The organism is Methyloparacoccus sp. NF-16, assembly GCF_056880625.1.
The window spans coordinates 1,672,127-1,687,049 of the sequence record NZ_CP174130.1 but is presented as its reverse complement, the minus strand read 5'-3'; the positions used below and the strand labels follow the sequence as shown (position 1 = coordinate 1,687,049).

11 protein-coding genes are annotated in these 14,923 nt (G+C 68.1%); 7 read left to right on the top strand and 4 right to left on the bottom strand.

Translation table 11 applies throughout. The annotated features are described in order from the left end of the window. Positions 1-23 precede the first annotated feature (23 nt). The 5 genes from ACH5N8_RS08100 to ACH5N8_RS08080 all read left to right on the top strand — a co-directional run bounded on the left by ACH5N8_RS08100 (position 24) and on the right by ACH5N8_RS08080 (position 4,325). Positions 24-680 (top strand): site-2 protease family protein, encoded by a 657-nt coding sequence (locus ACH5N8_RS08100; protein ID WP_460026237.1) that lies wholly within the window; start codon positions 24-26, stop codon positions 678-680. Beyond that, positions 677-1,525 (top strand): segregation and condensation protein A, encoded by an 849-nt coding sequence (locus ACH5N8_RS08095; RefSeq protein ID WP_483280929.1) that lies wholly within the window; start codon positions 677-679, stop codon positions 1,523-1,525. The genes ACH5N8_RS08100 and ACH5N8_RS08095 overlap by 4 nt, the downstream gene beginning before the upstream one ends. A gap of 2 nt (positions 1,526-1,527) precedes the next feature. Further along, positions 1,528-2,166, top strand: a complete 639-nt coding sequence (gene scpB, locus ACH5N8_RS08090) for an SMC-Scp complex subunit ScpB (RefSeq protein ID WP_483280928.1) — start codon at positions 1,528-1,530, stop codon at positions 2,164-2,166. Then, positions 2,132-3,028: a 23S rRNA pseudouridine(2605) synthase RluB gene (rluB, locus tag ACH5N8_RS08085; RefSeq protein WP_483280927.1), complete on the top strand. Its 897-nt coding sequence runs from the start codon at positions 2,132-2,134 to the stop codon at positions 3,026-3,028. The genes scpB and rluB overlap by 35 nt, the downstream gene beginning before the upstream one ends. Positions 3,029-3,146: 118 nt before the next feature. Beyond that, positions 3,147-4,325, top strand: coding sequence for an MFS transporter (locus ACH5N8_RS08080; protein ID WP_483280926.1), 1,179 nt, complete (start codon positions 3,147-3,149; stop codon positions 4,323-4,325). 45 nt (positions 4,326-4,370) lie between these two features. Here ACH5N8_RS08080 and ACH5N8_RS08075 read toward each other — a convergent pair whose 3' ends face one another. The 4 genes from ACH5N8_RS08075 to ppc form a co-directional block, all read right to left on the bottom strand. Further along, entirely contained in the window at positions 4,371-5,903 is a 1,533-nt protein-coding gene (locus ACH5N8_RS08075) for a TolC family protein (protein ID WP_483280925.1), read from the bottom strand. Then, positions 5,900-7,264, bottom strand: a complete 1,365-nt coding sequence (locus ACH5N8_RS08070) for an HlyD family secretion protein (RefSeq protein WP_483280924.1) — start codon at positions 7,262-7,264, stop codon at positions 5,900-5,902. The genes ACH5N8_RS08075 and ACH5N8_RS08070 overlap by 4 nt, the downstream gene beginning before the upstream one ends. A 45-nt stretch (positions 7,265-7,309) precedes the next feature. Beyond that, complete coding sequence (locus ACH5N8_RS08065) at positions 7,310-9,040, bottom strand: peptidase domain-containing ABC transporter (protein WP_483280923.1); 1,731 nt, start codon at positions 9,038-9,040, stop codon at positions 7,310-7,312. Between the two features lie 100 nt (positions 9,041-9,140). Then, positions 9,141-11,939 (bottom strand): phosphoenolpyruvate carboxylase, encoded by a 2,799-nt coding sequence (ppc, locus tag ACH5N8_RS08060; protein WP_483280922.1) that lies wholly within the window; start codon positions 11,937-11,939, stop codon positions 9,141-9,143. Positions 11,940-12,432: 493 nt separating this feature from the next. On the opposite strand from ppc, the gene nhaR reads away from it, so the two are divergent. Next, complete coding sequence (nhaR, locus tag ACH5N8_RS08055; RefSeq protein ID WP_483280921.1) at positions 12,433-13,323, top strand: transcriptional activator NhaR; 891 nt, start codon at positions 12,433-12,435, stop codon at positions 13,321-13,323. 173 nt (positions 13,324-13,496) lie between these two features. After that, the gene (locus ACH5N8_RS08050) at positions 13,497-14,921 is read left to right on the top strand and encodes a circularly permuted type 2 ATP-grasp protein (protein WP_483283178.1); all 1,425 of its coding nucleotides are present in this window, start codon (positions 13,497-13,499) and stop codon (positions 14,919-14,921) included. Positions 14,922-14,923: the final 2 nt, after the last annotated feature.

The window sequence follows — 14,923 nt, the reverse complement described above, 5'->3', positions numbered from 1 at the left end:
CCCACCCTACCTGGAAACCGCTCATGGACCAGTATTCCATCGAACAACTCGTGATAGCCGGCATCGTGCCGGTGCTGTTTGCCATCACCCTGCACGAAGTGGCCCACGGCTGGGCCGCGCGGCTCTGCGGGGACGATACCGCCGAGCGCCAGGGGCGGCTGTCGATCAACCCGCTGCACCATATCGATCCGGTCGGCACCGTGCTCATCCCCGGGCTGATGATCGCCATGAAGAGCGGCTTCATGTTCGGCTGGGCCAAGCCGGTGCCGGTCGACTTCGGGCGCCTGCGCAATCCCCGCCGCGACATGGCCATCGTTGCCATCGCCGGTCCCGCCGCCAACCTGCTGATGGCCATCTTCTGGGCCCTGGTGGCGCGCGCCTCGGGCCTGCTGCCGGACGACAGCCCCTACCTCGATCCCCTGCGCCTGATGAGCATGATCGGCATCCTGTTCAACGCCATGCTGGCGCTGGTCAACATGGTGCCGGTCCCGCCACTGGACGGCGGCCGCCTGCTGGTCGGCCTGCTGCCCTATCACCTGGCCGACAAGCTGGCCCGGCTGGAGCCCTATGGCTTCTTCATCCTGCTGGGCCTGATGTTCACCGGCATCCTGGGCCTGTTCCTGGGGCTGCCGATGCACCTGCTGCGCGGCCTGCTGATGGGGATCGCCGGCGTTTCATGACGGCTGACTGCACCGAGGTCCGCGAACCACCGGCGCCGCCGGCCACCGAAGGCGAATCGATACCGCTGGCGCGTGTCCGGGGCGCACCCCTGCACGATCTCCCGGACGACCTCTACATACCGCCCGACGCCCTGGAAGTCTTCCTGGAAGCTTTCGAGGGCCCGCTGGACCTGCTGCTCTACCTGATCCGCCGGCAAGGCTTCTCGATCCTGGACATCCCCGTGGCCGAGATCACCCGCCAGTACATCGCCTACATCGAGATGATGGGGGAACTGCGGATCGAGCTGGCCGCCGAGTACCTGCTCATGGCAGCCATCCTGGCGGAGATCAAGTCCCGCTGGCTGCTGCCGCGCCCGGTCGAGGCGCCGGCGGCGGAGGACGATCCGCGCGCCGAACTCGCCCGCCGGCTGCTGGAATACGAGCGTTTCAAGGCCGCCGCGCAGGCGCTCGACGAACTGCCCCGTTGCGAGCGCGAGGTGCACGAGACCTCGGCCGACACCAGCCAGATCAAGGTCAACAGGATCTATCCGGAGGTCGGCCTGAAGGAGGTGCTGCTGGCCTTCGAAGAGGTGCTGCGGCGCGCCGAGCGTTCCACCCATCACCAGATCCGGCGCGAGCCGCTCTCGGTGCGCGAGCGCATGGCCAGCATTCTGGCCCGCCTGCAGACCCATGCCAGCCTGCCGTTCACGGCCCTGTTCGAGCCGCGCGAGGGGCGGGCGGGCGCCTTGGTGTCGCTGCTGGCCATCCTGGAAATGAGCAAGGAGCGCCTGATCGACATTCTCCAGGACGAACCCCTGGGGCCGTTGCATGTCAGGACCCCGACACCGGCAGAAGCGGTCGCCTGAGCATGGAACTCCGCCATATCCTCGAGGCGGCCATGCTGGCCGCCGGCCGGCCGCTGGATCTCGCGGCCTTTGCCGGCCTGTTCGGCGAAAGCGAGCGACCCGACGACGAGACCCTGCTGCAGGCGCTGGGCGAGGTCGAGCGCGACTATGCCGCGCGCCCGCTGCAATTGCAGCGGGTGGCCAGTGGCTACCGGCTGCAGGTGCGCGCCGACTATTCACCCTGGATAGGGCGCCTGTTCGAGGATCGGCCGGGACGCTACTCGCGGGCCTTTCTCGAAACCCTGGCCATCATTGCCTACCGGCAACCGCTCACCCGCGGCGAGATCGAGGACATCCGCGGCGTTGCCGTCAGTTCGGGCATCATCCGGGGCCTGCTCGAACGCGAATGGATACACGCGGTCGGGCACAAGGAGGTACCCGGCCGGCCCGCGCTGTTCGCCACCACGCGGCGCTTTCTCGACTACTTCAACCTGACCGGCCTGGAAGACCTGCCACCCATGCAGGATTTCCTGCAGCAACCGGAGCCGGAACTGCCCGCCGTGGCCGCCGCGATCCCGGCGGCCGCGCAACCCCCTGCCACTGCCGACCTTCCCGATACCAGCGACGATGCGAACCCCCAGCCAGAACCGACCCCATCCTGACCCCAAGCCGGCGCCGCCGGCCGATCCGGCCGGCGAACGCCTGCAGAAAGTCCTGGCGCGCTTCGGCCTGGGCTCCCGCCGCGAGATCGAGACGTGGATTCGCCAGGGCCGGGTGTCCCTGAACGGGCGCTATGCCCAGCTGGGCGATCGCTACCAGCCGGGAGACCGGCTGATCGTCAATGGACGTCCGCTGAACCTCGACGCCCAGCAGGACGAGCCGGTGCGCGTGCTGCTGTATCACAAGCCCACCGGCGAGCTGGTGACCCGGCGCGATCCGGAAGGGCGCCCGGTGATTTTCACCCAGCTGCCGCGCCCCGCCCGGGGCCGCTGGATCGCCGTTGGCCGGCTGGACATCAATACCCAGGGCCTCCTGCTGGTGACCAATCATGGCGAGCTGGCCAACCGGCTGATGCACCCGTCGCGGGAAATCGAGCGGGAATATGCCGTGCGCGTGCTCGGTCCGGTCGACGAGCGCATGCTGGAGCGACTGGCCCGCGGCGTCGAGCTGGAGGATGGTCCGGCGCGCTTCGAAACCGTGCACGAGGCCGGCGGGGAAGGCGCCAACCGCTGGTTCCACGTGACCTTGCGCGAGGGTCGCAATCGCATCGTGCGCCGCCTCTGGGAATCGCAGGGCATCACCGTCAGCCGGCTGATCCGGGTGCGCTTCGCGCATATCGACCTGCCGCCCCGGCTGCGCGCGCGGACCTTCCTGGAACTGCCGCCGGAGCAGGTCGAGCAGCTCCTTGGCTTCGTCGGCCTGGCGCCTGCCGTCGGCGGTTCCGCCGGGCACCCGGACAGGTCCGCGCGGCCGGCAAAAACTGCGGCGCGCCAGCCGGGCGGCAGGCCCCGGACACGGCGCTAGCCTTGGCCGCGAAGCCCGTGCCCGAGGACGCCGTCCACCCGGCTGGGGCTTGCCATCCCGCGGCGCAATGAGCGCACGCTGTCATGCCGGCGCCGCCGCATCGGGCACGGTCCCCCGCATGCCGCGCGCCATCTGGGCACTGGGCTTCGTCAGCCTGCTGATGGATATCTCCTCCGAGCTGATCCACAGCCTGTTGCCGGTATTCATGGTCGCCTCCCTGGGCACCAGTTTTCTGCAGGTGGGGCTGATAGAGGGGGCGGCGGAAGCCACCGCCCTGATCGTCAAGGTTTTCTCCGGCGTGCTGTCCGATCTCTGGGGCAAGCGCAAGCCCCTGGCCCTGTTCGGCTATGGTCTGGGGGCTCTGTCCAAGCCCCTGTTCGCGCTGGCGACAAGCCCGGGGCTGGTGTTCGCCGCGCGTCTCGTCGACCGAACGGGCAAGGGCATCCGCGGGGCGCCGCGCGACGCGCTGGTCGCCGACCTGGCGCCACCGGCCATCCGGGGCGCCGCCTTCGGCCTGCGCCAGTCGCTGGATACCCTGGGCGCCTTCTTGGGCCCCCTGCTGGCGATGGGGCTGATGCTGGCCTGGGCAAACGACTTCCGCGCCGTTTTCTGGACGGCCATCATCCCCGGCTGCCTGGCCGTGGCGCTGCTGTTCTTCGGCGTGCGGGAGCCCGAGGCCCGGCCGCGTCCACCGGCAACCGGCCATCCGATCCAGGGGCGTCATCTGCGGCGTCTTTCCCGGGCCTACTGGTGGGTAACCGGTATCGGCGCCGTCTTCACCCTGGCGCGCTTCTCCGAGGCCTTCCTCGTGCTCAGGGCCCAGCAGGGCGGGCTGCCCATCGCCCTGACGCCGCTCGTGCTGATCGGCATGAACCTGGTCTACGCGCTCACCGCCTATCCCTTCGGCCGGCTTTCCGATCGGGTTCGCCATACCCGGCTGCTGGCCCTTGGCCTGGCAGTCCTGGTGGCTGCCGATGCGATCCTGGCCTGCAGCAGCCACTGGGCATGGGTCTGGGCCGGCATCACGCTATGGGGGCTGCACATGGGCATCACCCAGGGGCTGCTGGCGAGAATGGTGGCCGATACCGTACCGGCCGACCTGCGCGGCACTGCCTACGGCTTCTACAGCCTGCTCGGCGGCCTGGCCATGCTCGTCGCCAGTGGTCTCGCCGGCCTGCTCTGGGACATTTACGGCGCCCCGGCCACCTTTGCCGCCGGCGCGGCGTTCGCCGTCCTGGCCCTGGCGGTTCTCGTCCTGCGTGGTCTGGCCGCAGCCAATCCCGCGCGGCACGCCTGAGCGCGCGCCTGTCGCCAGGGTCGCCGACGGACCCGTGGTGGCTGCTCAGTCATACCGGGTTTTCCGCGTCTCGTGACCGTCCTCCTGCTGCAGCTGGCCCAGGGCGTAGCGGTAATCGGCCATGGACTTGAAAAAGCTGTTCATCGCCTCGGCGACCAGGATGGCGGCGTCGCCGCTGGCGAGTTCGCGCTGGTTGACGAACATCAGGTTGCTGTCGCCCAGTTCGTAGCGCGTGCGCTCGCCTTCCTCCATCTGCACGGCGGTCTCCCGGTGCTGGCGGGCGATCTGCACCCGCTTGATGGCGGCGTTCAGCGCCGAGAGGGCATCCTTGACCTCGGCGGCGATGCGGTCGCCGGCCAGCTGGATGTCGGCGGCGATGCGATCGAGATTGGCCTCGGAGCTGGCGATCTTGCCGCTGGCGACACGCTGCTGGACCGGCAGGTCCACCGAGACACCGAGAAACACCTGGCTGCGGTTGATCTCGTAGTACTGGGTCAGCGGATCGACGCCGACGTCCTGCGCCCCGCTCACGGTCAGGTCGATGGCCGGCTGGCGCTGGTTGTGGGCCAGGTCGCGGTCGATCTCGGCGTTCTTGCGCTGATGCTCCAGGCGCTTGAGCTCGGGCCGCCGGCTCATGGCCTCGTCGATGGCGCTGCCCAGTTGCATGCGCTCGGGCAGCCGTGGTTCCGGGAAACCTTCCGGCAAGTCGTCCGGCGCGGGCAACTGCGGCTCGCCGTCCGGGGTGCGCAGGTACAGCGACAGCTGGATCGCCGTCTGTTCCAGCAGGCGTTCCGCCGCGACCACCCGCTCGCGGCGTTCGAGAATGGCGCGCTGGTTGTCGGTGGCGTCGATGGCGGGCAGGTCGCCACTGGTGATACGCGCCCGCAGGCCGGCGTCGCGGGTCTCGGCGATGCGCAGCAGCGCGCGCGCGGCCGCCAGGCGCTGGCCCGCCAGCACCCAGTCCCAGTAGCGCTGTGCCGCGATGCGTTGCAGTTCCAGCAGCACGGTGTCGTACTCGTGGTGGGCGATCAGCTGCGCGAGCTCAGCCTGGGCCAGGCTGGCGCGGCGCCGGTCGATGGTGCGGTTGCGCCAGAGGGGAATGGTCAGGCCGGCGCGAAACTCGCCACCCTCCGCCGTCGTGGCCTTGGCGTCGTAGATCGCAAACTTGCCGGAACCGAGCCGGTAGCCGCCGAAGAAGGTGGTGCCCCAGTAGGGCGTCGGCTGCTCGATGCCGAGGTCGACGATCTGGTTCTGGTAGATGCCGACCACATCGGCGCGGGTAAACAGCTTGACACTGGTGTCGAAGCCGCCCTCGGCCGCCAGCTTTTCCCCTGCGGCCATGTCTTTGCGCCGGGCGGCCGCGATCAGCGACGGGAAGCTTTCCAGCGCCGAGCGCACGACGGTGTCCAGGGTCAGGACGCGACTCCTGGCCGGCAGGCTGTCGGCGCTGATCTCCAGGCGCTGGCGGGGCTTGTGCTCCCCGCCAGCGTGCTTGCCGGCGGCGCCATGATGCGTGCCGGCCTGCGCCAGCGAGGCGCACAGGAGGGTACTCAGCCAGAGGCAGGCGCGGCGGTTCATTTGCTTTCCGCGTCCTTGTCCCCGCCTTTGGGCTTCTGCCCAGCCGACTCGGACTTCTTCAGGTCGGGATGGCTGGGCAGGTAGATCGGCGGGAAGCCGTTGAAGATCCGCCACAGCTCATAGCCCAGCCGCACGCGGTTGAGCAGCACCCAGCCATTTGCCCTGACGCCCTGGCGGATGAAGCGTTCGCCGGGCCAGGGCAGATCGCCGGGGTCCGGCAGGACCACGATGCGGAAATTGCCCTGGCCGTTGTCAGTGGAGTCGATCAGGGTGACGATGCCGCCGAAGGTGCCAACCGCCACTTCCGGCCAGCCGGAGAACTGGATCGCGGGATAGCCCTCGAATTGCAGGCGCACCTTGCGCCCCGGCGTGATCAGGGGGACATCGTTGCCATCGACCCACAGTTCCACCGCCCGCTCCTCGGTGGCCGGGATCAGCACGGCGAGCGGATCGCCCATCTTGACCACCTCCGCCTGGGAACTGACCGCCAGGCGCAGGATGGTGCCGTCGCGGGGGGCCTTGACCGTCTGCGTCATCTGCCGGGCCAGGCGGGTTTCCACTTTGAGCTTTTCGGCCGTCGCGTAGGCCAGTTCCTCGCGGCTCTTGGCCAGGTCGGCGCGCGCCTTCTGCACGCTGGACTCGGTGTCCGCATCGGTCTTGCGGCGGTCGGAACGGATGGCCTCGACCTCGTTGGCGGCGGCCGCCAGGGTCGCCAGGGCGCGATCCCGTTCGGTACGGCGCTGGGTCTGCTCCAGGGTGGCCAGTTCATAGCTGCGGGTGGACGCCAGGCCTTTGTCCTGCAGGGTCTGCAGCCGGTCGAAGTTGAGCTGGGCGGTGCGCAGGGCGGCTTCTGCCGCGGCCACCGCGTGGCGGGCAGCGCGTTCCCGTTCGCTGGCCATGCGCACCCGGGAGTCGGCCGCCTGCAGTGACATGGCACGTGACTGCTCGGCCATGGCCGCCTGGTTCTCGGTGGCGGCGATGCGGGTCTGGATGGTCTGGATGCGTCCTTGCTGGGTCATCAGCTCCGTTTCCAGGCGGCGGACCAGTTCCGGGTCGTTGTCGCTGATGTCGGCGATGCGATCACCGGCCTTGACGATCGAACCCTCGCGTACCCACCAGTGCACCACGCGACCCTCGACCGGAGCCTGCAGGGTCTGCTGGCGTTCCAGCGGGGCGTAGGCGACCACCCGCCCGATGCCGGTGATGTTCTGTTGCCAGGGCGTCAGCGTCAGGCTGAGCAGGAACAGCGTCAGGATGCCGGTAAGCGAGCGCGCCAGGCGACGGGCGAAACCGGTGGTTTCGGTCAGCGCGATGGCGGGCAGTTCGATGCCGGCCTTCGATTCCGTGTCGGGATGCGCCATGATTCAACGTGTCCTGTATCGATAACGCGAATGCTGCGGTGGCGTTCAGGGATGCGAGGGGCCGACGGACGGCGGGCCGGCGCGCCGGGCGGCGACCCGGCCCTGCTCGACGATATGCCCCTGTTCCATGCGCCAGACCCGGTCGCAATGCAGGATGACCTCGGGGTTCTGGGTGGCGACGATGGCGGTCCAGGGGGCATCGGGCCGCAGCACCCAGGCGATCACGTTTGCGCTGACCACGTTGTCGAGGAAGTCCAGGGTCTCGTGGATCAGCAGCAGGCGGGGCTGGCCGACGATGGCGCGGACCAGCATCAGCCGGCGCACCTGCTCGGGCGGCAGCGGCATGCCGAGGTAGTTGAGCTGGGTATTGAGGCCGTCGGGCAGGGCCATGATGGTGTCGGTCAGTTCCAGGCCGGCCAGGGTGTCCCGGATGGTCTCGATGCCGATCTCGGTGCGGCCCATGCGGATGTTGTCCAGCACGGTGCCCTCGATGATTTCATGGCCCTTGACCAGGGCCATGGTGTCGCGGGCCGCATCCAGGCGCAGGTCGCGCAGGTCGTAGCCGTCGATCAGGACGGTGCCGGAGGTCGGCTGGCGCAGCCCCATGATCAGCTCCAGCAGCGTGCCGCGACCCGAACCGCTGGGGCCGACCACGGCGACCCGGTGCCGGCCCTCGAGCCGCAGGCTGGATTCGGCGATGCCGGATGGCGCGGCATGCTCCCGCGCATAGTGGTAGCCAAGCTGGCGGATGGCCAGCGTTGCCGGGCCTGTGGGCGGGACGCGGGTCTCGCCCCGGTGGGATTCCACCGGCAGCTCCAGGAGCAGCCCCAGCTTGTTCATGCCGGCCATGAGCTCGTAGTAGCTCATCAGCGATTTGCCCAGCCGGCTGAGGCCGGCCAGCATGGCGCTGACGATCAGTTCGGCGGCGATCAGCTGACCCAGGGTGAGCTGCCGTTCGATGACCATCCAGCCGCCCAGCCCCAGCAGGGCGGTGTTCGCCAGCGTGTGCAGCACCAGGATGCCGATCTGCTGGCGCATGACAATGCTGAAGTGCTGGCCGGCGGCGAGGAGATAGTCGCGGGCCAGCCGGTCGGTGGTCTCGGCAACGAAGCGCTGCCCGTTCGCCCACTTGACCAGGGTGGCGTTGCGGGCCAGATCCTCCAGCCAGGCGGCGACGGCGTACTTGCAGCGGGATTCCTCGATGGCGGTCTCGACGCCGCGCTTGCCCAGGATGAAGAAGATGAACAGGATGGAGAGCACCAGCAGCAGGTCGAAGGCTAGCAGGATCGGGTGATAGAAAGCCAGCAGCAACATCCCGATCAGGGTTTGCAGGCCATAGGCCAGGCCGTCCAGCAGCAGGTTGGCGCCGCTTTTCTGCACCGTTATCACGTCGAAGAAACGGTTGACCAGTTCCGGGGCGTTGCCGTTGTCGAAGGCTTCCAGGGATGCCTTGCGCAGGCGTCCGGCGATGTCGCCGACCAGGCGCACGAAGATGCGCCGCTGCATCATCTCCACGACGTAGATCTGGAAACCGATCAGCACATTGTTGAGGGTGAGGCAGCCGAGCAGAATCAGCACCAGCACCACCAGCGGTTGCAGCAGCATGCCGAAGGCGATGGTGTTGACCAGCGACTGCACGGCGACCGGGGTTGCCAGCGCCATCAGGCCGGCGCCGATGGAAAAGGCGACGACCGCCCAGATATCCTTGCTCTCCAGGCTCAGCAGGCGTCTCAGGTGCAGGCGCGTGGACTCGGGCGAAGCGTGATGATCCGTCATGGCCTTTGCTTGATGGTGGCGAAGGTGGCGGCCCAGCGAGCCCGGTGGCCCGGCGGCACCTGCCGCATGGCAGGCGCCCGGACCGCCGGCGCGGGCGTCGTCAGCCGGTATTGCGCATGCCCGCGGCAATGGCGTTGATGGTGCGCAGCAGCGGCTTCAGCCAGGGGCTGTCGGAGGCGTCATCCGGCGGGAAGGTGCGGACCCGGCGCAACAGGCTGACCTGCAGGTAGTTGAGCGGCCCCAGGTAGGCGTCGCGGCGCTGCAGCGAGGCGGCCAGGGGCGGATTCTCGGCCACCAGCTGGTCGATGTTGGCGACCTGCAGGACCCAGTCGACGCTGCGCTGGTATTCGCCGGCAATCAGGTCCCAGGCCCGCCGGCCGGTGTTGGGATCGGCGCACAGCCCGGCATACTCGCGGGCGATCGACATGTTGGATTTGCACAGGGCCATCTGCGCGTTGCTCAGCAGGTTGCGGAAGAACGGCCAGTCCCGGTACATGTCGCGCAGGATGTCGAGCCGGTCGGCCTTGCCGGCGCACCAGGTCGACAGGCTGCTGCCGATGCCGTACCAGGCCGGGAAGGTCTGCCGCGACTGGGCCCAGGCGAAGACCCAGGCGATGGCGCGCACCGAGGACTTGGAACGGTCCTGCTTCTTGCGGTGCGAGGGCCTGGAACCGATGTTGAGCTGACCGATCTCGCTGACGGGCGTGGCCTCGTAGAAATAGTCCAGGAAGCCTTCGGTCTGCTCGGTCAGGGTCCGGTAACCCATCTCGCCGAGCCGCGCCAGCTCGCCCATCACCGCCAGATGGTCGGGCGAGGGTTGTGGTACCGGCTTGACCAGGCTGAGGCTGGCCTTCATCAGGCCGGTCACGCCCATGGTCAGCTCGTAGATGGCCGTCTCCATGTTGTTGTAGCGGTAGAACAGCACCTCGCCCTGCTCGGTGAACTTGATCTGGCCGCGGACGGTATCCGGCGGCTGGGCCAGGATGGCCTCGTGGGTCGGGCCGCCGCCCCGGCCGATGGTGCCGCCCCGGCCATGGAACAGCCGGCATTTGAGCCCGCGTCGCTCGGTGATGGCGATGACCAGCTGCTGCGCCCGGTAGAGCCCCCAGGCCGACGCCAGGATGCCGCCGTCCTTGCAGGAATCCGAGTAACCGAGCATGACCTCCTGGCGCTCGTCGCAGGCGTCCAGCATCTGCCGGTAGACCGGCTGGTCGAGCAGGTCGGTGAGGACCTCCTCGATGCGGTTGAGGTCGTCGATGGTCTCGAACAGCGGGCTGATGCCGACGTGGCAGAACCAGCGTCCGCCGAGCCGGCCGGCCAGCCCGCATTGCACGGCCAGCAGCAGGACTTCCATCACATGGCTGGCGTGGTGCGTCATGGAAATGACGTACTTGTCGAAGCATTCGCCACCGATCTCGCGCCGCATGCGCGCCATGGTCTCGAAGACCGCCAGCGTCTCGCGGGTCGGCGCGGCGATGGCCGCGCGGTCGAACTGCAAGCCGCCGGGCAGGGCGATGGCCTCGGCCAGCAGCTTGAGACGGTCGGCTTCGGCCAGCGCGAGATAGTCGATGCCGAGCGTCGCCTTGAGGATGTCGGCCACGGCCTCGGTATGCCGGGTCGACTCCTGGCGCACGTCGAGCTGCATCAGGTGGAAGCCGAAGGTCTCGGCGAGGCGGATCAGGTCATGCAGTTCCTGGTTGGCGATGTCGGCATCGCTGTGGTTGCGCAGCGAGGTGTCGATCAGTTGCAGGTCGTTGAGGAATTCGCCGACCGAGGGATAGGCCTGGCTGTCCGGTGGCTCGCTTTCGCCCGCGATCAGCCGGTCGATGCGGCGCAGGGAGCGCGCCATGCGATACTTCATCAGCACCAGCTTGTGGCGGTAGGGCTCCTGCAGGAAGGGGCGCTCCAGCTCCATGATGGCATGGCCGAGTTCGCTGCGGTCGTGCTCCAGGCTGGCGACGAATTCCTGCGACAGTTCGCAGAAGCCCCAGGAGTGCGACAGCTGGCCATGCAGCTCGTCCAGCCGCCGGAGATATTCCTGCAGGATGGTGCGCGATTGCAGCCGCACCGCCAGCGCCGTGGTGTCGGGCGTCACGTTGGGGTTGCCGTCGCGATCGCCGCCGATCCAGGAGCCATAGCGGAGAAAGCTGGGGATGCGGATCTGGCGGGCGGCATCCTCGCCGTACACGTCCTGCAGCGAACGCTCGAAGTTGCGGTAAACGCGGGTGGTGGCACGGAACAGCGACAGCGGGAAATAGAACAGGCCGGTGTCGATCTCGTCGGCAACCCCCATGCCGCGCAGCCGCACCTCGTCGGTTTTCCAGAGCAGCTGGACCTGCGATTGCAGGCGCTCGATGGCTTCCTTGCGGAAATAGCCCTTGAGCCGGCCATGCGCCAGCGTTTCCAGCGAGACGAACACGTTGCGCAGCGCGCCCTTCACGGTGCGGCGCTTGGCCTCGGTGGGGTGGGCGGTCATGACCGGCAGGTAGCGCAGCTGGTCGAGCAGCACTTGCAGGTTTTCCGCGTCCACGCCCTCCTGCCGCAACCACAGCAGGGTGTCGTGGAAGGAACCCGGCCAGTAATGGCCGCCGCGTTCCGCCTGCCGCCGCCGCTGGCGCAGGTAGTGGGACTCCTCGGCGATGTTGAGCAGGCTGAAGTAATGGTTGAAGACCCGGACCACCTCGCTGGTGGTTTCGGCATCCAGATCGTGGAGGGAGTCCAGCAGCTGCTGGCGCCGTACCGGGTTGCCGTCGCGCGCCAGACTCGCGAAGCGTTTCTGCAGGCGCTCGACCTGAGTGGCGATCTCACCTCGCCCCTGGGTATTCAGTACGCGCGTCAGAACCGAGTTCAGTAGCCGCAGCGAGCGGCGCAATTCGGCATCATCGTTGAGGGATGTCATGGTGATCCTTGCTGGTTTCGGAGAGAGAGGGTTTTGGCTGCCAGGGGCGGCACCCGGGTGATCGTCCCGGGTCTGCAGGCCGCGTGGCGGAGCCGGTCGGCAGGGGCTCCCGGCCCGAAAGGGTCCCGCCACCGGGACGGCAGAGTGCGTTTCATATCCCGTGTCAGGATGCCGCTTGGCTGGCGCCGGGACTGGAGGCCGGCGCCGGCCGCTTCCGTGGCGTTCCTTGCGTCGGGCCATGGCCCGATCCGGTTCGGCCATGCGCCATGCGGCTCGCCGGTGGCGGTCCCGGAGGCCAGCGATGGGCGGCCGTGCTGGCAACTTGTGCGGGGAATCCTCATCGATCTTCCTCATGGTTCTGGCGCGGGGTTGCGGTCATGGCTGCTGCCCGGGCTGTCGTTTCGAGTCCATATCAGGATAGCTGGCAGTGTTTTGGTTAGTCTATTTGGAAGTAGTTCATCAAACATTAGATAAAATCTAATTTTCCAGGGACATGAGCCGGCTCAACTACCATCATCTGCACTACTTCTGGACCGTGGCCAGGGAAGGCAGCATCGCCCGCGCTTCCGAGAAGCTGCACCTGACCCAGCCCACCATCAGTGCCCAGCTGGCGCAGTTCGAGGCGGCCATCGGCGAGAAGCTGTTCGAGCGGGTCGGGCGGGGACTCGTGCTCACCGATACCGGGCGCGGCGTTTTTGAGTACGCCGAGGAGATTTTCGCCCTGGGCCGCGAACTGACCCAGTTCCTGAAGGGGCGGGCGGTCGGTCGTGGCAGCCGCCTGGCGGTGGGCATCGCCCAGGCGCTGCCGAAACTGGCGGTCACGCGCCTGCTGGAGCCGGCCCTGCGGCTGCCGGAGCCGGTCCAGCTGCATTGTTTCGAGGACAAGTCGGAGCGTTTGCTGGCCGATCTGTCGGTGCATGCGCTCGACCTGGTGCTCTCCGATGTGCCGGCCACGCCCCATTCCGGTGCGGGTGTCTTCAATCACCTGCTGGGCGAGTGCGAAGCCAGCGTGTTCGGGACCGCCGATCTGGCCAGTCGTTACGGGCCGGATTTTCCCCGCTCGCTGAGCGGGGCGCCGTTCCTGCTGCCGACGCAGAATCTGGCCCTGCGCCGGTTGCTGGACCAGTGGTTCGATGCCGAGGGCATCTGGCCCGATGTGCGGGCCGAGATCGAGGACAGTGCCCTCATGAAAACCTTCGGCAGCGCCGGCATGGGCCTGTTCCTGGCGCCGACGATGGTCGCCGAGGCCATCTGCCGGCAGTACGGCGTGGTCCGGCTGGGCCCGCTCGACGCCATCCATGAGCGCTTCTACGTCATCACCGCCCAGCGCCGGATCAAGCATCCCGCCATCGTCGCGATCCTCGACCAGCCCCTGCTGGGCTGAGCGCCGCCCGGCCGGCCCTTGTGCGGTGGCAGCGGCCGCCTCCCCAAAACGAGGCGGGCCCGGGTGCCGGCGGCGTCCGCGATGGTGCAAATCCCCGGGGTGGCGCGCGATTCCGGCCGGCCGGCGGGGGTTTTCCAGGCTGGCCCGCTCCTTGCTTCATCGTGGACATGAACATGCCCACCTCGCCCAGCCCCTACTACAACGAGATGCACGACGCCGAAGGCGCCGTGCGCACCATCTATCAGCGCTACGCCCGGTGGCTCCAGGGCTTGCCGGAGGCATCCCTGGAGCGCAAGAGCGCCGAGGCGGAGCTCCTGTTCCGGCGACTCGGCATCACCTTCGCCGTCTACGGCGAGGCCGACGGCGGCGAGCGGCTGATTCCCTTCGACATGGTCCCGCGCATCTTCGGCGCCGAGGAATGGCGGCGCCTGGAGCAGGGCATCAAGCAGCGGGTCAGGGCGCTCAACGCCTTCCTGCACGACATCTACCACGACCGGGAGATCGTCAAGGCCGGCATCGTCAGCGCCCATCAGGTGCTGGACAACGCCATGTACCGGCCGGAGATGCAGGGTGTCGACCTGCCCAACCAGGTCTATGCCCAGATCGCCGGCATCGATCTGGTGCGGGTGGCGCAGAACGATTTCTATGTGCTGGAGGACAACCTGCGCACACCCTCCGGCGTGTCCTACATGCTGGAAAACCGCAAGACCATGATGCGGCTGTTTCCGGAGCTGTTCGCCATGCACGCGGTCGAGCCGGTCGAACATTATCCGCAGATGCTGCTGGACACCCTGCGCGAGTCGGCGCCGTCCTATGCCACCGATCCGGTCATCGTGGTGCTGACCCCGGGCGCCTACAACAGCGCCTATTTCGAGCATGCCTTCCTCGCCAGCCAGATGGGGGTGGAGCTGGTGGAGGGGCAGGACCTGTTCGTCGACCAGAGCCGGGTCTACATGCACACCACCGAGGGGCCGCAGCAGGTGCACGTGATCTATCGGCGGGTCGACGACGATTTCCTCGATCCGCTCGCTTTCCGGCCAGATTCCATGCTGGGCGTGCCGGGATTGTTCGATGCCTATCGTGCCGGCCATGTCGCCCTGGCCAACGGCGTCGGCACCGGGGTCGCGGACGATAAGTCGACCTACCTGTTCGTCCCGGACATGATCCGCTTCTACCTCGGCGAGACGCCGATCCTCTCGAACGTGCCGACCTGGCGGCTCAGCCAGGCCGACGAGCTCGGCTACGTGCTCGAACATCTGTCCGAGCTGGTGGTGAAGGAGGTCCAGGGTTCCGGCGGCTACGGCATGCTGGTCGGCCCCACCAGCACCAAGGCGGAAATCGAGGCCTACCGGCAGCGGATCCTGTCGGGACCGGAAAATTTCATCGCCCAGCCGACGCTGGCCCTGTCCGCCTGCCCGACGCTGGTGGAGGCGGGTGTCGCGCCCCGGCATGTGGACCTGCGCCCCTTCGTGCTTTCGGGCAAGGACATCCGGCTGGTGCCGGGTGGACTCACCCGGGTCGCGCTCAGGGAGGGATCGCTGGTCGTCAATTCGTCGCAGGGCGGCGGCACCAAGGATACCTGGGTACTGGAGGACTAGAC